Annotated in this window: 22 protein-coding genes and 1 tRNA gene; 14 read left to right on the top strand and 9 right to left on the bottom strand. The window is 69.7% G+C overall.

The window, feature by feature from the left end; translation table 11 throughout:
• The first annotated feature begins 4 nt into the window (after positions 1–4).
• Together ACIQCS_RS09405 and ACIQCS_RS09400 are read left to right on the top strand one after the other, a co-directional pair.
• Positions 5–1,222 carry a UbiH/UbiF/VisC/COQ6 family ubiquinone biosynthesis hydroxylase gene (locus ACIQCS_RS09405; RefSeq protein WP_345849506.1) on the top strand — a complete coding sequence of 406 codons (1,218 nt, stop codon included), beginning with the start codon at positions 5–7 and terminating at the stop codon, positions 1,220–1,222.
• A 20-nt stretch (positions 1,223–1,242) separates the two neighbouring features.
• A complete protein-coding gene (locus ACIQCS_RS09400) occupies positions 1,243–1,689 on the top strand; it encodes a hypothetical protein (protein WP_345849507.1) in 447 nt (148 codons plus the stop codon).
• Between the two features lie 8 nt (positions 1,690–1,697).
• Here ACIQCS_RS09400 and ACIQCS_RS09395 read toward each other — a convergent pair whose 3' ends face one another.
• Positions 1,698–2,318, bottom strand: coding sequence for an LON peptidase substrate-binding domain-containing protein (locus ACIQCS_RS09395; RefSeq protein ID WP_345849508.1), 621 nt, complete (start codon positions 2,316–2,318; stop codon positions 1,698–1,700).
• Entirely contained in the window at positions 2,315–3,217 is a 903-nt protein-coding gene (locus ACIQCS_RS09390) for a tetratricopeptide repeat protein (protein ID WP_345849509.1), read from the bottom strand. Before ACIQCS_RS09390 ends, ACIQCS_RS09395 begins: the two co-directional genes overlap by 4 nt.
• A 175-nt stretch (positions 3,218–3,392) precedes the next feature.
• Here ACIQCS_RS09390 and ACIQCS_RS09385 point away from each other — a divergent pair.
• The 4 genes from ACIQCS_RS09385 (at position 3,393) to ACIQCS_RS09370 (ending at position 8,191) form a co-directional block, all read left to right on the top strand.
• Positions 3,393–3,467 (top strand) — tRNA-Gly (locus ACIQCS_RS09385).
• A 196-nt stretch (positions 3,468–3,663) separates the two neighbouring features.
• The gene (locus ACIQCS_RS09380) at positions 3,664–4,089 is read left to right on the top strand and encodes a DUF2147 domain-containing protein (protein ID WP_345849510.1); all 426 of its coding nucleotides are present in this window, start codon (positions 3,664–3,666) and stop codon (positions 4,087–4,089) included.
• A 60-nt stretch (positions 4,090–4,149) separates the two neighbouring features.
• Positions 4,150–4,956 (top strand): DUF72 domain-containing protein, encoded by an 807-nt coding sequence (locus ACIQCS_RS09375; RefSeq protein WP_345849511.1) that lies wholly within the window; start codon positions 4,150–4,152, stop codon positions 4,954–4,956.
• A 274-nt stretch (positions 4,957–5,230) separates the two neighbouring features.
• Positions 5,231–8,191: a TonB-dependent receptor domain-containing protein gene (locus ACIQCS_RS09370; RefSeq protein ID WP_345849512.1), complete on the top strand. Its 2,961-nt coding sequence runs from the start codon at positions 5,231–5,233 to the stop codon at positions 8,189–8,191.
• A 75-nt stretch (positions 8,192–8,266) separates the two neighbouring features.
• Here ACIQCS_RS09370 and ACIQCS_RS09365 read toward each other — a convergent pair whose 3' ends face one another.
• From ACIQCS_RS09365 to hemC, 6 genes are all read right to left on the bottom strand, one after another.
• Complete coding sequence (locus tag ACIQCS_RS09365; protein ID WP_345849513.1) at positions 8,267–9,373, bottom strand: CaiB/BaiF CoA-transferase family protein; 1,107 nt, start codon at positions 9,371–9,373, stop codon at positions 8,267–8,269.
• On the bottom strand, positions 9,370–9,888 hold the full coding sequence (locus ACIQCS_RS09360) for a GNAT family N-acetyltransferase (RefSeq protein ID WP_345849514.1): 519 nt from the start codon (positions 9,886–9,888) through the stop codon (positions 9,370–9,372). Before ACIQCS_RS09360 ends, ACIQCS_RS09365 begins: the two co-directional genes overlap by 4 nt.
• Positions 9,888–11,072 carry an acyl-CoA dehydrogenase gene (locus tag ACIQCS_RS09355; RefSeq protein ID WP_345849515.1) on the bottom strand — a complete coding sequence of 395 codons (1,185 nt, stop codon included), beginning with the start codon at positions 11,070–11,072 and terminating at the stop codon, positions 9,888–9,890. The genes ACIQCS_RS09360 and ACIQCS_RS09355 overlap by 1 nt, the downstream gene beginning before the upstream one ends.
• Positions 11,073–11,186: 114 nt before the next feature.
• Positions 11,187–12,020: a hypothetical protein gene (locus tag ACIQCS_RS09350; RefSeq protein WP_345849516.1), complete on the bottom strand. Its 834-nt coding sequence runs from the start codon at positions 12,018–12,020 to the stop codon at positions 11,187–11,189.
• 32 nt (positions 12,021–12,052) lie between these two features.
• Positions 12,053–12,721 carry a uroporphyrinogen-III synthase gene (locus ACIQCS_RS09345; RefSeq protein ID WP_345849517.1) on the bottom strand — a complete coding sequence of 223 codons (669 nt, stop codon included), beginning with the start codon at positions 12,719–12,721 and terminating at the stop codon, positions 12,053–12,055.
• Positions 12,718–13,632, bottom strand: coding sequence for a hydroxymethylbilane synthase (gene hemC / locus ACIQCS_RS09340; RefSeq protein ID WP_345849518.1), 915 nt, complete (start codon positions 13,630–13,632; stop codon positions 12,718–12,720). Before hemC ends, ACIQCS_RS09345 begins: the two co-directional genes overlap by 4 nt.
• 204 nt (positions 13,633–13,836) lie before the next feature.
• On the opposite strand from hemC, the gene tsaD reads away from it, so the two are divergent.
• Genes tsaD through ACIQCS_RS09325 form a run of 3 tightly spaced genes read left to right on the top strand, consistent with a single transcriptional unit; the run spans position 13,837 to position 16,369 of the window.
• Positions 13,837–14,862 (top strand): tRNA (adenosine(37)-N6)-threonylcarbamoyltransferase complex transferase subunit TsaD, encoded by a 1,026-nt coding sequence (gene tsaD / locus ACIQCS_RS09335; protein ID WP_345849519.1) that lies wholly within the window; start codon positions 13,837–13,839, stop codon positions 14,860–14,862.
• Positions 14,859–15,836 (top strand): NAD(P)H-dependent glycerol-3-phosphate dehydrogenase, encoded by a 978-nt coding sequence (locus tag ACIQCS_RS09330; RefSeq protein WP_345849520.1) that lies wholly within the window; start codon positions 14,859–14,861, stop codon positions 15,834–15,836. The genes tsaD and ACIQCS_RS09330 overlap by 4 nt, the downstream gene beginning before the upstream one ends.
• Positions 15,833–16,369: a DUF1697 domain-containing protein gene (locus ACIQCS_RS09325; protein ID WP_345849521.1), complete on the top strand. Its 537-nt coding sequence runs from the start codon at positions 15,833–15,835 to the stop codon at positions 16,367–16,369. The genes ACIQCS_RS09330 and ACIQCS_RS09325 overlap by 4 nt, the downstream gene beginning before the upstream one ends.
• Here the strand turns inward: ACIQCS_RS09325 and ACIQCS_RS09320 are convergent.
• On the bottom strand, positions 16,366–16,524 hold the full coding sequence (locus tag ACIQCS_RS09320; protein ID WP_345849522.1) for a DUF1674 domain-containing protein: 159 nt from the start codon (positions 16,522–16,524) through the stop codon (positions 16,366–16,368). The genes ACIQCS_RS09325 and ACIQCS_RS09320 overlap by 4 nt on opposite strands.
• 35 nt (positions 16,525–16,559) lie before the next feature.
• Between ACIQCS_RS09320 and ACIQCS_RS09315 the strand changes: the two genes are divergently transcribed.
• The 5 genes from ACIQCS_RS09315 to purH are packed head-to-tail and all read left to right on the top strand — an operon-like array spanning position 16,560 to position 22,155.
• The gene (locus tag ACIQCS_RS09315) at positions 16,560–17,867 is read left to right on the top strand and encodes an RsmB/NOP family class I SAM-dependent RNA methyltransferase (RefSeq protein ID WP_345849523.1); all 1,308 of its coding nucleotides are present in this window, start codon (positions 16,560–16,562) and stop codon (positions 17,865–17,867) included.
• A gap of 37 nt (positions 17,868–17,904) precedes the next feature.
• Complete coding sequence (rpe, locus tag ACIQCS_RS09310; RefSeq protein WP_345849524.1) at positions 17,905–18,561, top strand: ribulose-phosphate 3-epimerase; 657 nt, start codon at positions 17,905–17,907, stop codon at positions 18,559–18,561.
• A complete protein-coding gene (locus ACIQCS_RS09305; protein ID WP_345849525.1) occupies positions 18,558–20,291 on the top strand; it encodes a heparinase II/III family protein in 1,734 nt (577 codons plus the stop codon). Before rpe ends, ACIQCS_RS09305 begins: the two co-directional genes overlap by 4 nt.
• A gap of 36 nt (positions 20,292–20,327) precedes the next feature.
• Complete coding sequence (locus ACIQCS_RS09300; protein WP_345849526.1) at positions 20,328–20,534, top strand: hypothetical protein; 207 nt, start codon at positions 20,328–20,330, stop codon at positions 20,532–20,534.
• A gap of 49 nt (positions 20,535–20,583) precedes the next feature.
• Entirely contained in the window at positions 20,584–22,155 is a 1,572-nt protein-coding gene (purH, locus tag ACIQCS_RS09295) for a bifunctional phosphoribosylaminoimidazolecarboxamide formyltransferase/IMP cyclohydrolase (RefSeq protein ID WP_345849527.1), read from the top strand.
• The last annotated feature ends 9 nt before the right edge of the window (positions 22,156–22,164 follow it).

The raw sequence follows: 22,164 nt of genomic DNA, 5'->3' as shown, positions 1-22,164 counted from the left end.
GGCCATGGATCGCGCAGACGTTCTCATCCTCGGCGGCGGGCTGGTCGGCTCGGCGCTGGCTACCGCGCTCGATGCGCATGGCATTTCCTCGATCGTGATCGATCCCGCCGATCCGGCGCAGATCCTCGCCGCCCGGCACGACGGCCGCGCCTCGGCGATCGCCAGCGCGCCGATGCGGATGTTCGAGGCGATCGGCGTGGCGGCGCGGCTGGCGGGCAAGGGCTGCCCGATCGCGGGCATCCGCGTCTCGGACGGGCTCGACCCCGGCAAGCTCGATTTCGCGCCTGGCGAAGGCGAGGGCGCGCTCGGCCACATGTTCGAGAACCGGGTGCTGCGCACTGCGCTCTACGAAGCCGCGGTCGCGGCGCCCCTGGCCGATATGCGCATGCAGACGCGCGCGCTCCGCGTGGAGCGTGGCGCGTTCGGCGTCTCCGCCGAGCTGAGCGACGGCACCACGGTCCATGCCCAGCTGCTGGTGGGGGCCGAGGGCCGCAACTCGCCGACGCGCGAGGCCGCCGGGCTCAGCACGGCGCGCTGGAGCTATGACCATGCCGCGATGGTCGCCACGCTCGGCCATGAACGCAGCCACGAGAACATCGCCTTCGAGATCTTCTATCCGACCGGCCCGTTCGCGATCCTGCCGCTCCTGGACGACGCGCACGGCCATCGCTCGGCCGTGGTGTGGACGGTCCATGCCCGCGACGCCGCCGGCATGATGAAGATCTCCGAACGCGCCTATCTGGCCGAGGCGGAGAAGCGCATGGGCGGGTTCCTGGGCAGGCTGGGCCCGCTGACCGCGCGCTTCAGCCATCCGCTCGGCTTTCACCATGCCGCCTGGATCACCAGCGACCGGCTGGCGCTGGTCGGTGACGCCGCCCACGGCATCCATCCGATCGCGGGGCAGGGGGTGAATGTGGGCTTCCGCGACGTCGCCACGCTGGTCGAGGTGCTGGTGGACGGCAAAAGGCTGGGCCTGGACATGGGCGACCCGCAGCTGCTCGCGCGCTACCAGCGCTGGCGCGGGCTCGACACCTTCATGGTCGCGGCGGCGACCGACGGCCTCACCCGGCTGTTCGGCATTCCCGGCAAGACCGCCAGCGCCGTCCGCCGCTTCGGCCTCTCCGCGGTCGACCGGCTGCCGCCGCTCAAGCACTGGTTCATGGCCGAGGCGCGCGGCGAAAGCGGCGACGTGCCCAAGCTGCTGCAGGGGATGCCGGCCTAGAGATTTCGGGGAATGGCAGGATGAGCTGGGATTTGTACGCGCAGGATTTTCCGCCCGTCGCTTCGGTCGAGGACATTCCCGAGGACTTCGATCCCCAGCCACTGGGTCCGCGCGATACGGTGATCTTGAAGATCAGGGCCGTGCTGCCCGACGTCGATTTCAGTGACCCCGGCTGGGGCCTGCTCAGGCGTGAGGGCTGGTCGATCGAGTTCAATTTGGGAAACGATGCGGAATGCAGCGGCGTCTCGCTTTACGTGCGCGGCGGTGGCGCTGATGCGATGGAAGTGGTCGATTCGATCCTGCATGCGATAGGTGCACGCGGCATCGACCTCCAGACCAGCAGGTTCTTCACGCTGGAAGCCGCCCGAAAAAGCTTCGGGACATGGCAGGACTATCGCGATCAGGTCGTGGCCGAATATGCGCCGGCACCCAAACGCGGCTTGCTTTCCCGCCTTTTCGGCAAATAGGGAGCACCCTATTGCAGCGTCCCCTCGTCGCCATCGTGGCGGCCGAAGAACTGCATCAGCTGGACGATCAGCTCCGATCGCTCGGCGAGCGAATCCGCCTCCAGCAGCGCCTGTTTCGACGCCACGTCGAACGGCGCGATCTGGGCGATGCCGTTGACCAGCGATTCGTCGTCCAGCCGGCTCACCGCCTCCCAGTCGACCGCATAGCCGAGGCCATCGGCAAAGCGCCGCGATTCGATCTCGAGGGCGGCGCGCTCGGCCATGGCGAGCACTTCGATGTCGCCCGCCTGTTCCAACGCGGCCTCGACCTGGCGGAACGGCGTCGTGACGTCGAGCTCGCGCACCAGGGAGAAGCGGGCCAGCCCCTCGAGCACGATGTCGAAGCGCCCGTCGTCGAGCGCCTCCACTTCGGCGATGCGCCCGACACAGCCGATCTCGAACAGGGCCGGCGAATCGCCCGGGCCGCGCGGCTGGATCATTCCGATCCGCCGGTCGCGCGCCAGCGCGTCCGAGACCATCGCCCGGTAGCGCGGCTCGAAGATGTGGAGCGGCAGGTGCATGCGCGGGAAGAGCAGGGCCCCGCCCAGCGGGAATATCGAGAGGCGCGAGAGCGTCCCGCCGGGAATCATCCGAACAGGATCGCCGACAGCTTGCGGCGCTGCGCCGCGACCCAGGGATCCTCGATCCCGGCGGCCTCGAACAGCTTCAGCAGCCGCTGGCGCGCCGCGCCCTCGTTCCATTCGCGATCGTCGCGGATCATGCCCAGCAGCGTCGCGGCCGCCGCATCGCGATCGCCCGCCGCCATCTGGCCGCCGGCGAGCTCGTAGCGCGCTTCCATGTCGCCGGTCGCCGCCTGCGCGGCGAGGCCGCTCAGATCCTCGACGGGGCGGGCCTCCTTCGCCAGCGCGATCGCGGCGCGCGCCTGCTCGATCTCGGCGCCCTTGGCGTCCTCGGGCAGGGCGGCGAGCACGGCTTCGGCTTCCTCGGCCCGGCCCAGCGCCAGCAGCGCGCGGGCGCGGCCGGCGGCGACCGCGCCATGCTCGGGCGCCATCTCGGCGATCTGCTCGAAGATCGCGAGCGCGCGTTCGGCATCGCCTTCGGCCAGCACCTGCTCGCCCATCGCGATCAGCGGCTCCAGCTCGGCCTCCGCCTGCGCGTCGGCGCTCTGCACCGGAAGCTGGCGCAGGATCTGGTCGAGCATGGTGCGCAGCTGCGATTCGGTGCGCGCCGAGCTGAGGTCGGCGACCAGCTGGCCCTGGAACATCGCATAGACAGTGGGGATCGAGCGGACCTGGAACTGGTTGGCGATGAACTGATTCGCATCGACATCGACCTTGGCGAGGGCGACGCCCTTGCCGGCATAGTCGGCGGCGACCTTTTCGAGGACCGGTGCCAGCGCCTTGCAGGGGCCGCACCATTCCGCCCAGAAATCGATGATGACGAGACTGGTCATCGAGGGCTCGACGACGTCGCGGCGGAACGCGTCGACGGCATCCTTTTCCGCGGGGGTGAGTCCAAGCGTGGCCAAGGCGCGTGCTCCTGAAAAAATGCTTCGTGGTTTCGCGGCGATATGTGGGCTTTCGCGCGTCACGAGCCAAGCCTCTAAAAAAGTTGCACCCATGGGGTTGCCGACCCCCAAAGCCGGTGCTAGTGGCCGCGCCTCACCCGCCCGGTGCGCTGATCGCCCGGGCCAAAACGCCAGAGCGGGCGTAGCTCAGGGGTAGAGCACGACCTTGCCAAGGTCGGGGTCGAGGGTTCGAATCCCTTCGCCCGCTCCAGCGTTTCCTGCCGGATCCCCGGCACTTTCCAGGAAAGCTCCGAAATCGCCCCGGCCGCTGCCGATGGCGTTCCGGGTATCGCCCGGATCGGGGTGCTGCGCCTGGCCGTGGAGCCGGGCCGATCCGTCCGATTCGCGCATGCGGGCTGCCGGCCATTTCAGCCTGGGTACAGATTCCGGCGGCGATAAGCCCCGCCATGTTCGGCAAGTCCTTCCGGGCGATCCTGCCCGCGCTCGCGCTTTCCTCCACGCTGGTCGCCCCCGCGGCGGCCGGCTCGCCATCCGATGCGCCGATCGCCAGCGAGTGGCGCAATCCCGGCAACAGCGTCCATGTCCGCATCGACGAATGCGGCGGTGCGCTGTGCGGCACCATCACCTGGGCGAGCGACGGGGCGATCGCCGATGCCCGGCGCGGCGGCACCGAGCAGCTGGTCGGCACGCGCCTGTTCCGCGACCTCAAGCCCGCGGGCCCCGGCAAGTGGAGCGGCAAGGTGTTCGTGCCCGATATCCGCCAGACCTTCTCGGGCACCATCCAGTTCCAGAACGGCGACAAGATGGTCGGCAAGGGCTGTGTGCTGTTCGGGGTCGTCTGCAAGACGCAGACCTGGTCGCGGGTGCGCTGACCGGGTTTGGCCGCAGCCTTCGGGCTGGCGGCGCGGCGCGGAGCGGCTAGGGTCGGGCGCATGAGCATGGCACCCATTCGAGTCGGCATCGGCGGCTGGACCTTCGAACCCTGGCGCGGGACCTTTTATCCGGAGGGGCTCAGCCAGAAGAAGGAGCTGGAATATGCCTCGCGGCAGCTGACTGCGATCGAGATCAACGGCACCTATTATTCCAGCTTCAAGCCGGCGACCTTCGAAGGCTGGGCGAAGACGGTGCCCGACGGCTTCGTCTTCGCGGTGAAGGGCTCGCGTTTCTGCACCAATCGCAAGGTGCTGGCCGACGCCGGCGAATCGGTGGCGAAGTTCGTCGGCCAGGGCGTGGTGGCGCTGGGGGACCGGCTGGGGCCGCTGATGTGGCAGTTCATGGCGACCAAGAAATTCGACGCCGCCGATTTCGGCGCCTTTCTCGATCTGCTGCCGCGCGCGCATGAGGGCGTGGCGCTTCGCCACGCCGTGCAGGTCCGTCACGAGAGCTTCGCCGTTCCCGAATTCGTCACGCTGTGCCGCGGGGCCGGCGTCGCGATCGTCTATGCCGATTCGCCGCAATATCCCGCGATCGCCGACGTGACCGGCGACTTCGTCTATGCCCGGCTCGAGGCGGGCGAGGACGACAATCCCTTCTGCTATCCCGAAGCCGATCTTCCGCGCTGGACCGCGGCGGCGCAGGCCTGGGCTGCGGGCGGCCGCCCGGAAGGCCTGCCCTATGTCGAGGACCGGGACCCGCCCGCGGCGCCGCGCGAAACTTTCCTGTTCTTCATCCATGGCGGCAAGGTGCGGGCACCCGCGGCGGCGCGGGAACTGACCCGCCGACTCGGCCAGTCAAGCTGACCAGAACGCCTCCGAAATGGTTTAAAAAATGCCAGATCGGTAGTAATCTGAGAGGTTTCGACACAATTTTGCAGTCCTGCAACTTGGTAGAAACATTACAGCCAAGATGCGTGCTTTTCTGGATACAGAAGAAAGGCAAAACGCGAGCCGGCATCTTCGGCGCTTTACGCGCGAATCCGCGACTCTCATCCCGAAGCCAGTCCATGCCGTTCCGGCGGCACGGCCGGCTCACACCCCGCGCAACGCTAGCGCTGGGCAGTAGGGAAAGGGTACCATGTTCAAGCGTAATATCGCTCGTACGCTCCGTGCGGGGACCGCGCTCTCGGCGCTGTCTCTGGCCACGAGCCTCCTCGCCGTCCCCGCCTTCGCGCAGGACACCGCCCCCGCCTCCACTCCTACCCCCAGCCAGAACCAGCCCGCGCCGGCGGCCGACGACGCCGAAATCGTCGTCACCGGCTCGTTGTTCGCGACCCGGGTGACGACGTCGCCGGTAACCACCGTCACGGCCGAATCGCTCGATCAGCGCGGCATCAGCACCGTCCAGGACGGCCTGCAGCGCCTGGCCGCCAACAACGGTCCCTCGCTCACCAACAGCTTCTCGGCCAATGGTGCGTTCGCCGGCGGCGCGTCGGGCATCTCGCTACGCGGCCTGACGACCAACTCGACGCTGGTGCTGTTCGACGGCCTGCGCGCGGCCTATTATCCGCTCGCCGACGACGCGACCCGCAACTTCGTCGATCTCAACACGATTCCGGACGATATCGTCGACCGCGTCGAGGTGCTGAAGGATGGCGCTTCGTCGAGCTACGGCGCCGATGCGATCGCGGGCGTGGTGAACATCATCACCAAGCGCAGCTTCACCGGCCTCTCGGCCCGGGCCGAGGCCGGCGTGTCGCAGGACGGCATCGCGGCGACCCAGCGCTTCTCGCTGACCGCCGGCACCGGCGACCTCGATCGCGACGGGTTCAACGCCTATATCAGCGGCTTCTACTATCACGCCGACGCGGTCAGCACCCGCGACCTGCCCTATCCGTTCAACTCGGACGACCAGACCGGGATCGGCGGGCCGAACAACCTGATCAACGGCGACAATTTCGGAACGACCTCCGCCGGCTCGAACCTCTATGTCGCGCCGAGCTCGGGCGGTCGCTACCAGCTGCTCGGGAGCGGCTGCGCCAATGGCACGCCGATCCAGACCACGGCGGCCCAGCAGGCCGGCAGCGGCCTGGTGCCCCTAGCGATGTGCCAGCAGGACATGACCAACCGCTACGGCGTGGTCGCGCCGGAGATCGATCGCTTCGGCTTCACGGCGCACGTCGCCAAGACGTTCGGCGATTCGACCGAGGCCTATCTGGAGCTCAACTTCCAGCAGTCGCGCAGCCAATATTCGGGCCTGCCCTCGTCGATCTACGCCAATGCGCCGGCGGGCATCTTTTCTCCGCCCTATTCGACGCGCGGCAGCGGCCCGAGCTTCGCGCCGGGGTCGGGCCCGCTGACGCTGCCGGTCTATGTCTGCGCCGCGCGCGTGAACTGCACCGCGGCCAACGGCACGCTCAACCCGAACAATCCCTTCGCGGCTTCGGGCCAGACGGCGCTGCTGATCGGCGGCATGCCCAACATCACGCGCTATGACGAGACGCGCAGCCGCGTGTATCGCGCCGCCGCGGGCATCAAGGGCAGCTTCGGCGACGACTGGAACTACAAGATCGATGCCACGGCGATGCACACCGATCTGCGCCGCACGTCCAACGGCTATATCTATATCCAGCATCTGCTCGACGTGATTGCCGACGGCACGTACAATTTCGTCAATCCCTCGGCCAACAGCGCTGCGATACAGAGCTATCTGGCGCCGGAGCTGAACGTCGATGCCTCCTCGGATCTCTACCAGGTCCAGGCGAGCGTCAGCAAGGCGCTGTTCCAGCTCCCGGGCGGTCCGGTCCAGCTCGCCGTCGGCGGCTCGCTCTTCTACGAGGCGGTCGATGCGCCCTCGGCGAACAGCGACATCAACGGGCCGACCCAGCGCTACTTCACGATCAACGCGTTCGGTACCGAGGGGCACCGCACGGTCGCCTCGGCGTTCGGCGAACTGAGCGTGCCGGTGTTCGAGTTCCTCGAGCTCAACGCGTCGGGCCGCTATGACCATTATTCGACCGGTCAGAGCAATTTCTCGCCGAAGGTCGGCGCGAAGATCAAGCCCTTCGAGATGCTGACCCTGCGCGGCAACTGGTCACGCGGTTTCCGCATCCCCAGCTTCGGCGAGGCGAACGCGCTGCCGACCACGGGCTATGTCACCAACTCGGCCGGCCTGTTCAACGATGCGTATCTGGCCCAATATGGCTGCTCGGTCGCGACTTTCAGCACTGCCTGCCCGCAATATCTGCGGACGGCGAGCTATGGTCAGACCACGCTTGCCTCGCCGGACCTGAAGCCGGAGAAGTCGCGCAGCATCACGCTGGGTGCCGTCTTCCAGCCGCTGCACAGCGTCTCGATCAGCGTCGATTACTTCAACATCAAGAAGACCGATGCGATCACGTCGCTCTCCTCGGGTGTGGCGCTCCAGGCCTATTACGCCGGTAATCCGATCCCGGCCGGCTATACGATCATCCCCGACGCCGCGGATCCGGCCCATCCGGGTGCGCTGCCGCGCGTGGCCTATGTCCAGTCGCACTATGTCAACGCCAACACGCAGAAGGCGGAAGGCATCGACTTCGCCGCGAATGGGCGCTTCCGCTTCGGCGACGTGACCTGGACGAGCAACCTCGACGCGACGCTCATGCTCGAGCTCAGCACCACGCTGCCCGACGGCACGCGCCAGACCTATGTCGACACCCTCGGCAACTTCAACCTGACGGCGGGCACGGGCACGTTCCGCTGGCGCGGCAGCTGGCTGAACAGCTTCGCGATCGGCAACTATACCCTGAGCGGCACGGTCAACTACACCTCGGGCTACAACCTGTCGGCGATGGACCAGGGCAATGCGTATGAGGATTGCGGCCTGGCGCCGTCGCCCGCCTATACCGGCTGCCGGGTGAAGAGCTACATCACGTTCGACCTGAACGCGACGGCCAAGATCGCGGACAAGTTCACCATCTATGCGAACGTGCTCAACCTGTTCGATCGCCTGCCGGGCGTCGATCCGGTCACTTATGGCGCGTATCTCTACAATCCGGTCCAGGCCGGCGACAACATCTATGGCCGCCGCTTCACGGTGGGTGCGAAGGTCAATTTCTGATCTTCGGACAGGCCTGAAAGGAAAGAGGGCGGTCCCGAAAGGGGCCGCCCTTCTTCGTTGCCCTGTTGGCCCGCGTCAGGGCCGCCTGGGGCTGGCCCGGTCGGCGGCCATGCGCTCGCCGTCGATCATGATCGGCGTGGCGATCCCCGGCAGGCCGTCACGCTCGATCTTCATGCCCCGCGCCACCACCTGCGGATCGGCGAACACTTCGTCGACTCCATTGATCGGCCCGGCCGGCACGCCCTCGGCCTCCAGCGCCTCGTAGAGATCGGCCTTGGCCCATTGCCGGATCGCGGCCTCGAGCAGGGGGATCAGCGCCGCGCGGTTCACCACGCGCTGGGGATTGGTCGCGAAGCGCGGATCGGCGCCGTACGCGAGCCCCAGCACCCCGCACAGCTTGCGGAACTGCGAATCATTGCCCACCGCGATGATCAGCTCGCCATCCTTCGCGTGGAACGCCTGATAGGGCACCAGATTGGCGTGTCCGTTCCCCATCCGGTGCGGCACCTGGCCCGATGCCATCCAATTGAGCGCCTGGTTGGCGAGCACGCCCACCTGGGTGTCGAGCAACGCCATGTCGATATGCGCGCCCGCGCCGGTAAGGTCGCGCTTCCTGAGCGCCGCCAGGATCGCCACCGCCGAATAGACGCCGGTGAAGATGTCGGCATAGGCGATGCCGGCCTTTTGCGGCGCGCCGTCGGGTTCGCCGGTCAGCGACATGAAGCCGCCCATGCCCTGGATGATGAAGTCATAGCCCGCGCGCGGCGCATAGGGCCCGGTCTGGCCGAAGCCGGTGATCGAGCAGACGATCAGCCGGGGATGGCGCGCCCGCAGCGACGCCGCGTCGAGCCCGTATTTCACCAGCCCGCCCATCTTGTAGTTCTCGATCACCACATCGGCGTCCGCCACCAGCGCGTGCACCGCGGCCTGCCCCTCGGGCGTGGCGATGTCGATGGCCCGGCTCGTCTTGCCGCGGTTGCAGGCGTGGAAATAGGCGGCGTCGCGATTCTCGCCCTCGGCATCGTGGAGAAAGGGCGGCCCCCAATGGCGGGTGTCGTCGCCTTCGCCCGGCCGCTCGACCTTCACCACTTCGGCGCCCAGATCGGCGAGCAGCTGGCCGCACCACGGGCCGGCGAGGATCCGCGCCAGCTCGACGACCCTGATCCCCTCCAGCGGCTTCATGGCCGGGAAATCGCGTAGATCAGGTGCGGCTTCATCTCGCCCGCCATCATCCGCTCGACCGTGCCCGGCCGCACCACGCCGCCGATCTTCTCCATCGCCCGGCGCGAGCGCAGATTCTCCACGCCCACGGTGAACACCACGGTGCGCACGAACCGGTGGATGTGATCGAGCATCAGCCGCTTGATCTCGCGATTGTAGACGCCGCCCCAATAGGCCCGCGCCAGATAGGTCCAGCCGATCTCGATCTCGTCGGCCTCGGGCACCCAATTGTCGAAGCGCGACGAGCCGATCACGGTGCCGGTCGCCTTGTCGAGGATGGTCAGCGCCCCGCCGCTGGCGATGCCGGCGTCGAAATAGGCGCGGAACACCGGCTCCTGCCAGCGGTCATGCGCCGGATGCACTTCCCAGACGAGCGGATCGGAGGCGACCGCGAACAGCGCGTCCCAGTCCGCCGGCGTGCTGGGGCGCAGCACCACCAGCGCGCCTTCCAGCACCGGCTGCCGATCGGGTGCCATCAGAACGCCGCGATCCCGGTGATCGCGCGGCCCAGGATCAGGCCATGGACGTCATGCGTGCCTTCATAGGTGTTGACCGTCTCGAGGTTGATCGCGTGGCGCATCACATGGAACTCGGCCGAGATGCCGTTGCCGCCATGCATGTCACGCGCGATGCGGGCGATGTCGAGCGCCTTGCCGCAATTGTTGCGCTTGATGATCGAGATCGCCTCGGGCGCGAGCGTCCCCTCGTCGAACATCCGGCCGGCCCGCAGCGCCGCCTGCAGCCCGAGCGCGATCTCGGTCTCCATGTTGGCGAGCTTGAGCTGCACCAGCTGGTTCGCCGCCAGCGGCTTGCCGAACTGGGCGCGATCGAGCGTATACTGCCGGGCGGCGTGCATGCAGGCCTCGGCAGCGCCCATGCTCCCCCAGGCGATGCCGTAGCGCGCGCGGTTGAGGCAGCCGAACGGCCCCTTCAGTCCCTGCACCTCGGGCAGGAGCGCGTCCTCGCCCACTTCCACGCCGTCCATCACGATCTCGCCGGTGATGCTCGCGCGCAGGCTCAGCTTGCCTTCGATCTTGGGCGCCGAAAGGCCCTTCATGCCCTTTTCCAGCACGAAGCCCTTGATGCCGCCGCCATGGGCCTCGCTCTTCGCCCAGACGACGAACACGTCGGCGATCGGCGAGTTGGTGATCCACATCTTGCTGCCGGTCAGCCGGTAGCCGCCGTCGATCTTCGCCGCGCGGGTGCGCATGCCGCCGGGATCGGAGCCGGCATCGGGTTCGGTCAGCCCGAAACAGCCCACCCATTCGCCGGTGGCGAGCCTGGGGAGATATTTCCGCTTCTGCGCCTCGGTGCCATAGGCGTTGATCGGGTGCATCACGAGCGAGCTCTGCACCGACATGGCCGAGCGATAGCCCGAATCGACGCGCTCCACTTCGCGCGCGACCAGCCCATAGGAGACATAGCCGAGCCCCGCGCCGCCATAGGCTTCGGGAATGGTCGCGCCGAGCAGGCCCAGCGCGCCCATCTCGGCCATGATCTCGCGGTCGAACCGCTCTTCCAGATAGGCGCTGGTCACGCGCGGCAGCAACTCGCCCTGCGCATAGTCGCGGGCGGCATCGCGGACCATCCGCTCCTCGTCGGTCAGCTGCGCATCGAGCCCGAAGGGGTCCGACCAGTCGAACCGGCCCATCTCTGCCATTTCCTCGTCCTTCTCTCGTCGGCCCGGCCAAGGCCGGGTGTTGCTCCGCCGTCCCGCTTAATGGCTCCGGTTCCCGGCGCGCGTCGGGATGACGGCATGGGGTATGCGGTGCGGCTATCCCGCCTGCCGGGCGGCCGGCGACGGCACGTCCATCGCGGCGCGCTCGATCTCGGCAAGACCGGCGCGGGCCGCGACATAGCGTCGGGCGGCGCCGGTCCAGCTCTCGGCGACCGCGACGCCGGGCATATGGGCCACTTCGGCGAGCGCCGCCTCGACATCGCCGCGGTCGAGCGCGCGGCGGGCGCGGCGCAGCCGCTCGGCGGGCAGCGGGCTCGGCGTGTCGGCCTGGCGCAGCACCACCAGGTTGCCGAGCATCCGGCGCACCCGGTTCCACAGGCTGTCGCCCGGATCATTGGCGAGGCGCGGCCCCAGCGTGTCGAGCGCGAGCCGCAGATCCTCGAGCGTCACCGGCTGGGCGGCGGCGCGCAGGATCGCGGCGACCGCGTCGCCGTCATGCTCACCGAAACGCTGCTTGAGCTGGCCCTCGAGCGGCCCCAGCGGCTGGCCGCGCTCGAGCGCGCGCCGCGTCGCGAGGACGATCAGCATCCGCTCGGCGCGCGTCGCATAGGAAGCGGCATTGCGGGCGCTGCCGTCGGCGTCGCGCAGGCGCAGCTCGATCTGGTCCAGCTTGCCCGCCAGCAGCGTCTCGCGCGCGCTGAGCGTGGCGAGATCGGTGCCTGGCGGCAGCGTCGGCACCATCGGCTGCGCGCTGGCGTTGGGAGAGGGCAGGGGCGCCGGCGCGGGCGCCCGCGGCGAAAGCCCGCCGGCCAGCCCGACGGCGGCGATGGTCACGCCGATCCCGCCGGCGAAGGCGATCGTGCCGATCAGGCTGGCGCTGCGCCACCAGGGCACGCGCGGCGCCGCGGGCGCGAAGGTCTCGTCGCTCATGGGGCCCTTATTCGCCGCGTGGCCCGGCCCGGTCAATCGGCGAGCTGCAGGGCGAGTGCGATCAGTGTGTCCGCCCGCATGTCGGCGGCGACGGCGACGCGGAGCCAGCCCCGGCCCGCCGCTTCGGCCGCGCGCGCGCTGATCGCCGCGATGCCGGTGGTCGCGCGGTGATCCGGCGCCACCAGCTCGGCGAGCCGTGCCCCGGCCCGGGGGGACTGGACGAGCGCGACCGCGCCGTGCAGCCGCGCTGCCTGTTCGCGCGCGATCGGCAGCGGTTCGCTGGCATAGACGGTGAGCGCCCGGGCGATGATGCCGCCGGCTTCGAGCATCCGATCGCGCCCGCCCAGCAGCAATGCCCGGCGCACGCCGGCGGCTTCGGCCGCAGCCACCAGCGCGGCCCCGTCGCCGGTGCCGGCATGGGCGACGGCGAAGCCCGCCTGCCGCGCCGCCGCAGCAGTCGCGCCGCCCACCGCATGGACCGGCAGGCTCCGCAGCGCGGCCAGCTCCGGCCCGCCATGGCGCAGGGCATTGGCGCTGGTCAGCAGCAGCGCGTCGAACGCTGCCGGATCCGGCGCGTGCCAGGCGACCGGCGCCGCGGCGAACAGCGGCAGGCGGATCGCCATGCCCCCCGCCGCTTCGATCGCCGCGACGGTCGCGCCGTTGCCGGGCTCGGGCCGGAGCACGGCGATCGGGCGGCTCACCCCTCGAACAATCGGCGGACCGCTGCCGGTGCGCGTGCCAGCAGGTCGCGGGCGAGCGCGACGGGCAGCGCATGATCGAGCGGCGCGCCTTCGATCGCGCCATGGACGTGCGCGGCGCCGTCCTCGGAGAGCAGCTCGGCTTCGAGCGTCAATATGCCCCCTTCGATCGTCGCCAGCGCGGCGACGGGGGAGTGGCAGCCGGCCCTGAGCGCGGCGAGCAGCGCGCGCTCGGCGGCGATGCAGCCATGGGTCTCGACATGGTCGATCGCGCGCAGCAGCTCGCGGGCATGGGCATCGTCAGCGCGGATCTCGACGCCCACCGCGCCCTGGGCCGGGGCGGGAAGGAGGATATTGGTGGGGATCGGCGCGCCGACGTCATGGCGTCCCAGCCGGGCCAGCCCGGCGGCGGCGAGCAGAGTCGCGTCGGCTTCTCCCTGGGCCAGCCGGGCCAGCCGCGTGTCGACATTGCCGCGGAACAGCACGATCGACAGGTCGGGCCGCAGCTTGCGGATCTGCGCGGCGCGGCGCGGCGAGCTGGTGCCCAGCACGCCGCCTTGCGGGATCGCCGCGATGGATGCGGCGCCCACCAGCCGGTCGCGCACATCGGCGCGCGGCAGCATCGCGGCGATCGCGATCATCTCGGGCCGCAGGGTCTCGACGTCCTTCATCGAATGGACCGAGGCGTCGATCTCGCCGGCGAGCAGGGCGCGGTCGAGCTCCTTGGTCCACAGCGCCTTGCCGCCGATCTCGGCGAGCGGACGGTCCTGCACCTTGTCGCCGGTGGTGCGGATCACGACGATCTCGAAGTCGGTCACGGGCCGCGCGTGCGCGGCGGCGAGCGCGTCGCGTACCATCTCCGCCTGTGTCAGCGCGAGCGGCGAGCCCCGGGTACCCAGTTTGAAAACGGCCATGTCGTTCGCCTTACCGGCTCGGATGCCGCTTGTCGAAGCGGACACTTTTGTTCGCGCAGAGAGCGCAGAGGGTTTCGAGGCCGCTACGCGGCGGTTTTACTGCTCCGCGCTCTCTGCGCCTCTGCGCGAACCAAAAATCCCGAACTTCGACAATCGCGCCCCGACACCCTAGATGCGCAAGCAACGGAGTATGAAACGAACGACATGGCCCTGATCCTCGGCCTCGAATCGAGTTGCGACGAAACCGCCGCCGCATTGGTCACCACCGATCGGCGGGTGCTGGCGCACAAGCTGGCGCGGCAGGAGGCGGCCCATCGCCCCTATGGCGGCGTCGTGCCCGAGATCGCCGCGCGCGCGCATGTCGAGGCGCTGGGCCCGTTGATCGAGGGCGCGTTCGCGGAAGCGGGCGTCACCCTTGCCGATGTCGACGCGGTCGCCGCGACGGCCGGCCCGGGCCTGATCGGCGGAGTCATGGTCGGCCTCGTCGCCGGCAAGGCGCTGGCGCTGGCGGGCGGCAAGCCGCTGATCGCGATCAACCATCTGGAAGGGCACGGCCTTTCGCCGCGGCTCACCGATCCCGATCTCGCCTTTCCCTATCTGCTGCTGCTGGTCTCGGGCGGCCATTGCCAGCTGCTGCTGGTCGAGGGTGTGGGCCGGTACCGGCGCCTCGCCACCACGATCGACGACGCTGCCGGCGAAGCGTTCGACAAGACCGCCAAGATGCTCGGCCTCGGCTTTCCCGGCGGCCCGGCGGTGGAGGAAGCGGCGGCGCGCGGCGATCCCGGGGCGGTGCCGCTGCCGCGTCCGCTGCTCGGCTCGGCGGAGCCGCATTTCTCCTTTGCCGGCCTGAAGAGCGACGTGGCGCGCAAGGTCGGCCGCTACGGCGTCGAGGATATCGCGGCTTCGTTCCAGCAGGCGGTGGTCGATTGCCTGGTCGATCGCACGCGCCGGGCGCTGGCGAAGGTGCAGGCGACGGCGCTGGTCGTCGCCGGCGGCGTCGCCGCGAACAAGGCGGTGCGCGGTGCGCTGGAACGATTGGCGGCGGAAGCCGGCATGCGCTTCGTCGCGCCGCCGCTCTGGCTCTGCACCGACAATGCGGCGATGATCGGTTGGGCGGGGGCCGAACGGTTCCTCGCCGGGTTCAGCGATCCGCTCGACACGCCGGCGCGGGCGCGCTGGCCGCTCGATCCGGATGCGGAGAAGGTGCGCGGCGCGGGAGTGAAGGCATGAGGATAGGCGTGATCGGCGGCGGTGCCTGGGGCACGGCCCTGGCCCAGGTCGCGGCGCGTGGCGGCGAGGACGTGCTGCTCTGGGCGCGCGAAGACGAAGTCGTCGAGAGCGTGAACACCCGCCACCGGAACGATCTGTTCCTCTCCGGCGTGCCGCTCAGTCCCTCGATCCGCGCCACCCAGGCGCTTTCGCAGCTTTCGGATCGGGACGCGCTGCTGGTGGTCGCGCCCGCCCAGCACGTCCGCGGCGTCCTTTCCCAGCTCCCCGTCGGCACGACGCCGCTGGTCCTCTGCGCCAAGGGGATCGAGGCCGGCACCAAGCTGCTGGTCGGCGAAGTGGCCCATCAGGTCGCCCCCGGGGCGCCGCTCGCGGTGCTGTCCGGACCCACCTTCGCCCATGAGGTCGCGGCCGGCAAACCCACCGCCGTCACGCTGGCCTGCGAGGACGAGGGGCTGCGCGCCCGCCTTGCCGAGCGGCTGGCCGGCCCCGCTTTCCGTACCTATGGCTCGGCCGACCTGGTGGGGGCGGAGATCGGCGGGGCGGTCAAGAACGTCCTCGCCATCGCCTGCGGCGTGGTGGAGGGCGCCGGCCTCGGCCTCAACGCCCGCGCCGCGCTCATCGCCCGGGGCTTTGCCGAGATGACGCGCTTCGGCCTCGCCCGCGGTGCCCAGGCGGAGACGCTCACCGGCCTGTCCGGCCTGGGCGACCTGGTCCTCACCTGCTCCTCCACCAATTCGCGCAACTTCTCCCTCGGCCTCGGCCTTGGCCAGGGGAAGCAGGCGGCCGCGCTGATGGCCGACCGCAAGACCGTGGCGGAGGGCGCCTTCACCGCACCCGTCCTGCGCGAAGCCGCGCGGGACGCGGGGATCGACATGCCCGTCACCCGCGCGGTCAACGACCTGCTCGAGGGCGCCCCCGTCGCCCGGGTGATCGAGGAGCTGCTCAGCCGGCCCTTGCGGGAGGAGCTGCAGTGAAATGGGCGGCGATGCTCCGGGGCATCAACCTCGGCAAGCGCCAGCTCAAGTCGGCGGAGCTCAAGGCGGTGGTCGAGGATATGGGCTTCACCGAAGTCAGGACGATCCTCGCCTCGGGCAATGTCGTGTTCGAGGCCGGCGACGCGGCGCCCGAAGCGCTCGAGCGCGATCTCCACGCCGCGCTGGAGAAAGCCACCGGCCTAAAGTCCGAGGTGTTCGTGCGCAACCGCGCCGATCTCGAGAAGCTGGTCGAAGCCAATCCCTTTCCCGAGGAAGCCAGGGAGCGGCCGAGCTATCTGGTCGTCAGCTTCCATCGCACCGCGCCGGACCGGGCGGCGATCGACCGGCTGGCCCAAGGCTATGACGGCCCCGAGCGCATGGTGGTGGTCGGCCGCGAGCTGTTCACCGATTTCCCCGAGGGCCAGGGCCGTTCGAACCTGATCCCCGCCCTGCAAAAGGCCAGGCTCGCGCACGGCAATACCGGGCGCAACTGGAACACGGTGCTCAAGCTGCTCGCCGCGCTGGGCGACTAGAAATCGACGGCGATGCCCTTCAGCTCCCAGTCGCCATAGCGAGTGGGATCCTGGCCGAGCGGGTCCTTCGTCTCCTGCGCCGGCGCGGGCTCGGGCACCGGCGGGCTCGGCGTCAGATACGCGGGCGGTTTCACATTTGCGGGGCGCTGGGCCATAGGCGGCAGATCGTCCTTCCCATCGCCGAGGTCAAGTGAAGCCGCCGCGCCACCATTCTTCCCGCCCTGCTCCCCGCCAGGCGCCCGATGCCCCCGGTGTTCCCACGCGCCGCGCCGCGCTCAGGCTGCTCGATGCCGTGCTCCGGCGCGGGCTGGCGCTGGAGCAGGCGCTCGACTCGGCCGCGCAGGGCCTTGCCCCCAATGATCGCGGCCTTGCCCATGCCATCGCCGCCGAAGTGCTGCGCCGGCTCCCCGATCTCGACGCGCTGATCGATTCGGCGACGAAGCAGCGCCTGCCCGATGACGCCAAGGCGCGCTTCGCGCTGCGCATCGCGCTCGTCCAGGCGCTGGCGCTCGGCACGCCGGGCCATGCCGCGATCGCCACCGTGCTGCCGCTTGTCGATGGCGGGCCGCGCAAGCTGGTGCACGGCGTGTTCGGCGCGCTGGTTCGCCAGGGCGCGACTCTGCCCGAGCCGCCGACCCTGCCCGATGCGGTGGCGCTGCGCTGGCACGCCGCCTGGGGCGACCATGCGATCGAGGATGCCGAGCGCGCCATCGCGGTGCCGCCGCCGCTCGATCTCACGCTGCGCGATCCCGCGATCGCGCCCGACCTGCCCGGCGCCAGCCTGATCCCGGGCCATCTCCGCCTCGACGAGAAAGGCGTGGTGGCGATGCTTCCGGGTTATGCCGAGGGCCAATGGTGGGTGCAGGATCTCGCGGCCTCGCTTCCCGCCCGGCTGATCGGCAAGGTCGAACCCGGGGGCGATGGCACTGCGCTCGATCTCTGCGCCGCACCCGGGGGCAAGACGCTCCAGCTCGCCGCCGCCGGCTGGCGGGTGACCGCGGTCGACGTCTCCGAAAGTCGTCTGGCGCGACTTCACGAGAATCTGGAGCGCACCGGCCTCGGCGCCGAGGTGATCGCCGCCGATCTGCTCGGCTGGGCGCCCGCCGCGCCGGCCGACGCGGTGCTGCTCGATGCGCCGTGCAGCGCCACCGGTATCTTCCGCCGCCATCCCGACGTGCTCCACCGCGTCCGGCCGAGCCTGATCCGGGAGATGGCCGAGCTGCAGGGCAGGCTGCTCGCGCGCGCGGCTGACTGGGTGCGGCCGGGCGGCACGCTCGTCTTCTCGACCTGCTCGCTCGAGCCCGAGGAAGGCGAGGCGCAGCTGGCGGCGTTCCTCGGGGCGCGTTCCGACTATGCGATCCTGCCGGTCCGGCCCGAAGAGCTCCCCGATGGCGTCATGCCGCGCGCGGACGGGAGTTTGCGCCTGCTCCCCGGAACGCTTGCCGATGCCGGGGGGTTGGACGGTTTCTTCATCGCGAGGCTCGTCCGCAACGGCTGAGGTTGCGCGCGAATCGCGGGGTGCCTAAGGATTCGTCATGGCCGTCCGCATCGCACCTTCGATCCTCTCCGCCGATTTCGCCAGGCTCGGCGAGGAAATCCGCGCCATCGACGCGGCGGGAGCCGACTGGATCCATGTCGACGTGATGGACGGGCATTTCGTGCCCAACATCACGATCGGGCCGGGCGTGATCAAGGCGCTGCGCCCGCACACGGCCAAGCCGTTCGACGTGCATCTGATGATCGCGCCGGTCGATCCGCTGCTCCAGGCGTTCGCGGATGCCGGTGCCGACTGCATCTCGGTGCACCCGGAATCGGGCCCGCACCTCCACCGCACGCTCCAGACGATCAAGGGCCTGGGCAAGCGTGCCGGCGTGGTGCTCAATCCCTCCACGCCGGTCGACGCCGTCGACTATGTGATGGACATGATCGATCTCATCCTGGTGATGAGCGTGAATCCGGGCTTTGGCGGGCAGAAGTTCATCGAGAGCCAGCTCGGCAAGATCGCCGAGCTGCGCAGGCGGATCGATGCCAGCGGCCGGGCGATCGACCTGGAAGTGGATGGCGGCATCGACCGCGAGACCGCGCCGCGCGCCGTTGCCGCGGGCGCCGATGCGCTGGTCGCCGGCACCGCCACCTTCACCGGCGGGCCCAGCCATTATGCGGCGAACATCGCCGCGCTGCGAGGCGGGTGAGCGATGACGGCATCGACTCCGCGGCCGACGGAGTCGAGCAGGGCAAGCGGCTCATCCGCACCGGCGGGGAACATGGGCTCAGCCTTGCCGAGCGCATTTCCGAGCGCTTCCAGCGGCTCGCCTGGCGCACGCCGCTCCACAATATGCGCCTGAAGGGCCGGCATCCCCTGAAATTGATCGCGGTCGGCGAGGACCCGTTCTTCGGCGATGTCGAGCGCGGCAACGCGCTGCTCGACGGTCATATATCGTTCCGCGGCGAGCAGCGCGCGATCGCCGGGCTCGACTTCGCCCGGCCCGACTGGTCGGCGGCGATGGGCGCATATCTCCACGGCTTCAGCTGGCTGCGCGATCTCTCCAGCGTCACCACGCGCGTCACCGCGGCGCCGATCGCCGAGGCGCTGACGCAGCGCTGGCTCGCGGTGCATGGCGACAAGGTCTCCGATCCCGCCTGGCGCGCCGATCTGGTCGGCCGGCGCATCCTGGCCTGGACGGCCCATGCGCCGCTGATCCTCTCGGCGAACGATCTGGTCTATCGCTCCTCGGTGCTCCATGCGCTCGCCAAGGGTGCGCGGCACCTCGATCGCGCCGCCGATCGCGTCCCGCTCGGCACGCCGCGCATTGCCGCCTGGTGCGGCGTGCTGGCCGCCGGGCTGATGATCCCGGGCGGCGATCCGCGCCGTTCCTTCGGCGAGACCGGGCTGCGCCGCGCGCTCGAACAATCGATGTTCGACGATGGCGGCACCGTCGGCCGCTCGCCCGCCGGCCAGCTCGACGCGGTGCAGCTGCTCTCGGTCCTGGCCAATGCCTATGCGGCGCGCCGGCTCGAGCCGCCCGCCTTTATCGGCTCGGCGCAGGCGCGGATGGTCACCGCGCTGCTCGGCGTCTGCCATGGCGACAAGGGGCTGGGCAGCTGGCAGGGCAGCGCGCCCGTGCCTGGCGCGCTGATCGAGCAGGCGGTGGAGGCGACCGGCGTGCGCACCCGCCCGCTCAAGCAGGCGCGCGAATGGGGCTATCAGCGCCTGGGTGCCGGCGGCACCGTGCTGATCGTCGACGCAGCGCCGCCGCCGCTCGCGCGGCTGGCCGCGGGCGGCTGCGCCTCGACGCTCGCCTTCGAGCTATCGGACGGGCCGCACCGGATCGTCGTCAATTGCGGTGGCGCGAACATGGCCCATGCCGCGATCCCCGCCGCGCTGAGCGAGGGCCTGCGCACCACCGCCGCGCATTCCACCCTGGTGCTGGCCGACAGCAATTCGACGGCGATCCACCCGGATGGCTCGCTGGGCCGCGGCGTGGTGGAAGTCGAGCTGGCCCGGACCGAGAGCGAGAATGGCAGCCGGATCGAGGCGAGCCATGACGGCTATGTCCGCCGCCTGGGCTTCGTCCATCGCCGGCTGATCGCGCTGGGCGGCGACGGGCGCGACGTGCGCGGCGAGGACATGCTGCTGCCCGCCGACAAGCGGAGGCGCAAGGCGAACACGCCGTTCGCGATTCGCTTCCACCTGGCGCCCCAGGTCGAGATATCGCCCACCGCGGACGGGCAGGCGGCGATCCTGCGCCTGCCGAGCGGGCATCTCTGGCAGTTCCGCTGCAAGGGCGGCCTGCTGGCGTTCGAGGATTCGCTCTGGATCGACGGCACGGGCAAGCCGGTGGCGACGAAACAGCTGGTGATTACCGGCGAATCGCTCGCGGGTGGTGCAAACGTCAGCTGGCTGTTCCACCGCGCGAAGTGATAAGGCCTCGCCCGCGGATTCGGGGGAGGAAGCAAGATGGCGCAGGTCGAGGTGTTCGATGAGGAGGAAGCGCGCGAGCCGCTCTTCGTCGGCGAGTTCGGGTTTCTGCCGCGTGCCGGCGAATGCCTGTCGATCGAAGTCGACGGTGCGTTCAGCTATTACCGGGTGACGGAAGTATGGTTTCGCCACGACGAGGAAGGCGAGGCATTCCAGCCTTGCCTGCGCGTCGAGCTCGAAGACTAGCCGTTAGGGGGTTGCGCGGTGCGCCCCGATCCGTAGAGGGGCTTGCCGCATGGATCAGGTGAAAATCAGGCGCGCACTCCTCTCTGTCTCCGACAAGACCGGGATCGTCGAACTCGCACGGGCGCTGGCGGCGCAGGGAGTCGAGCTCGTCTCGACCGGGGGCACCGCCACCGCGCTCCGCGATGCCGGGCTCGCGGTCCGCGACATCTCCGACCTCACGGGCTTTCCCGAGATGATGGACGGGCGCGTGAAGACGCTCCATCCCAGGGTGCATGGCGGCCTGCTCGCGATCCGCGGCAACGAGGACCATGAGGCCTCGATGGCCGAGCACGCGATCGCGCCGATCGATCTCGTCGTGGTCAATCTCTATCCCTTCGCCGAGACGGTGGCGCGCGGCGCGAGCCGCGACACGATCATCGAGAATATCGATATCGGCGGCCCCTCGATGGTGCGCTCGGCGGCGAAGAATCACGAAAGCGTCGCGATCCTCACCGATCCCGCCGACTATGCGCTGGTGACGGACGGCACGACCACGCTGGCCCAGCGCCGCAAGTTCGCCGCCAAGGCCTATGCCGCCACCGCCGCCTATGACGCGATGATCGCCAGCTGGTTCGGCCTGGTCGATCAGGGCGAGGAATTCCCCGACACGATGCACCTTGCCCTCAAGCGCGGCCAGCAGCTGCGCTACGGCGAGAATCCGCACCAGAAGGCCGCCTTCTACATCCATGGCGGCCCGCATGTGCAGGGGATCGGCCAGGCGCGCCAGGTCCAGGGCAAGGAGCTGAGCTACAACAATTATAACGACGCCGATGCGGCGCTCGAGCTGGTCAGCGAGTTTCGCGACGGCCCGCCGAGCGTGGTGATCGTCAAGCATGCCAATCCCTGCGGCGTGGCCAGCGCGGAGACGCTCGCGGACGCCTATGCCGCGGCCTTTGCCTGCGACACCGTCTCGGCGTTCGGCGGCATCATCGCGGTCAATCGCCCGCTCGATCGCGCCACCGCCGAGCAGATCACGTCGATCTTCACCGAAGTGGTGGTCGCCCCCGGTGCCGATGCGGAAGCGCTGGCGCTGTTCGAGGCGAAGAAGAATCTCCGCCTGTTGCTGACGGAGGGCCTGCCCGATCCGGCGCGCGGCGGCCTGACCGCCAAGTCCTTCGCGGGCGGCTGGCTGGTCCAGAGCCGCGACAACGGCATCACCGCGCGCGAGGACCTGAAGGTGGTGACCCGGCGCGCGCCGACCGAGCAGGAGCTGGCCGACTGCCTGTTCGCCTGGAAGGTGGCCAAGCACGTCAAGTCGAACGCGATCGTCTATGCCAGGGACGGCAGCACGGCCGGCATCGGCGCGGGCCAGATGAACCGCCTGGAGAGCGCGCGCATCGCCGCCTGGAAGGCGAAGGACGCCGCCGAGAAGGCCGGCTGGGCGCAGCCGCGCACCATCGGCTCGGCGGTCGCCTCCGACGCCTTCTTCCCCTTTGCCGACGGCCTGCTCGCCGCGGTGGAGGCCGGGGCGACGGCAGTGATCCAGCCCGGCGGCTCGATCCGCGACGACGAGGTGATCGCGGCGGCCGACGCGGCCGGCCTGGCGATGGTCTTCACCGGCATGCGGCATTTCCGGCACTGAGCAATTCCC

The organism is Sphingomonas sp. NPDC092440 (genome assembly GCF_044754985.1).
Taxonomy (GTDB): domain Bacteria; phylum Pseudomonadota; class Alphaproteobacteria; order Sphingomonadales; family Sphingomonadaceae; genus Sphingomonas.
The sequence above is the reverse complement of the archived record's forward strand: the minus strand, read 5'-3'. Positions and strand labels throughout refer to the sequence as shown.

What these genes read in the sequence shown, in the direction of transcription:
- ACIQCS_RS09405 (WP_345849506.1), top strand. Translation starts at nt 5, where the DNA reads ATGGATCGCGCAGACGTTCTCATCCTCGGCGGCGGGCTGGTCGGCTCG.
- ACIQCS_RS09400 (WP_345849507.1), top strand. Translation starts at nt 1,243, where the DNA reads ATGAGCTGGGATTTGTACGCGCAGGATTTTCCGCCCGTCGCTTCGGTC.
- ACIQCS_RS09395 (WP_345849508.1), bottom strand. Translation starts at nt 2,318, where the DNA reads ATGATTCCCGGCGGGACGCTCTCGCGCCTCTCGATATTCCCGCTGGGC.
- ACIQCS_RS09380 (WP_345849510.1), top strand. Translation starts at nt 3,664, where the DNA reads ATGTTCGGCAAGTCCTTCCGGGCGATCCTGCCCGCGCTCGCGCTTTCC.
- ACIQCS_RS09375 (WP_345849511.1), top strand. Translation starts at nt 4,150, where the DNA reads ATGAGCATGGCACCCATTCGAGTCGGCATCGGCGGCTGGACCTTCGAA.
- ACIQCS_RS09370 (WP_345849512.1), top strand. Translation starts at nt 5,231, where the DNA reads ATGTTCAAGCGTAATATCGCTCGTACGCTCCGTGCGGGGACCGCGCTC.
- ACIQCS_RS09365 (WP_345849513.1), bottom strand. Translation starts at nt 9,373, where the DNA reads ATGAAGCCGCTGGAGGGGATCAGGGTCGTCGAGCTGGCGCGGATCCTC.
- ACIQCS_RS09360 (WP_345849514.1), bottom strand. Translation starts at nt 9,888, where the DNA reads ATGGCACCCGATCGGCAGCCGGTGCTGGAAGGCGCGCTGGTGGTGCTG.
- ACIQCS_RS09355 (WP_345849515.1), bottom strand. Translation starts at nt 11,072, where the DNA reads ATGGCAGAGATGGGCCGGTTCGACTGGTCGGACCCCTTCGGGCTCGAT.
- ACIQCS_RS09350 (WP_345849516.1), bottom strand. Translation starts at nt 12,020, where the DNA reads ATGAGCGACGAGACCTTCGCGCCCGCGGCGCCGCGCGTGCCCTGGTGG.
- hemC (WP_345849518.1), bottom strand. Translation starts at nt 13,632, where the DNA reads ATGGCCGTTTTCAAACTGGGTACCCGGGGCTCGCCGCTCGCGCTGACA.
- tsaD (WP_345849519.1), top strand. Translation starts at nt 13,837, where the DNA reads ATGGCCCTGATCCTCGGCCTCGAATCGAGTTGCGACGAAACCGCCGCC.
- ACIQCS_RS09330 (WP_345849520.1), top strand. Translation starts at nt 14,859, where the DNA reads ATGAGGATAGGCGTGATCGGCGGCGGTGCCTGGGGCACGGCCCTGGCC.
- ACIQCS_RS09320 (WP_345849522.1), bottom strand. Translation starts at nt 16,524, where the DNA reads ATGGCCCAGCGCCCCGCAAATGTGAAACCGCCCGCGTATCTGACGCCG.
- rpe (WP_345849524.1), top strand. Translation starts at nt 17,905, where the DNA reads ATGGCCGTCCGCATCGCACCTTCGATCCTCTCCGCCGATTTCGCCAGG.
- ACIQCS_RS09300 (WP_345849526.1), top strand. Translation starts at nt 20,328, where the DNA reads ATGGCGCAGGTCGAGGTGTTCGATGAGGAGGAAGCGCGCGAGCCGCTC.
- purH (WP_345849527.1), top strand. Translation starts at nt 20,584, where the DNA reads ATGGATCAGGTGAAAATCAGGCGCGCACTCCTCTCTGTCTCCGACAAG.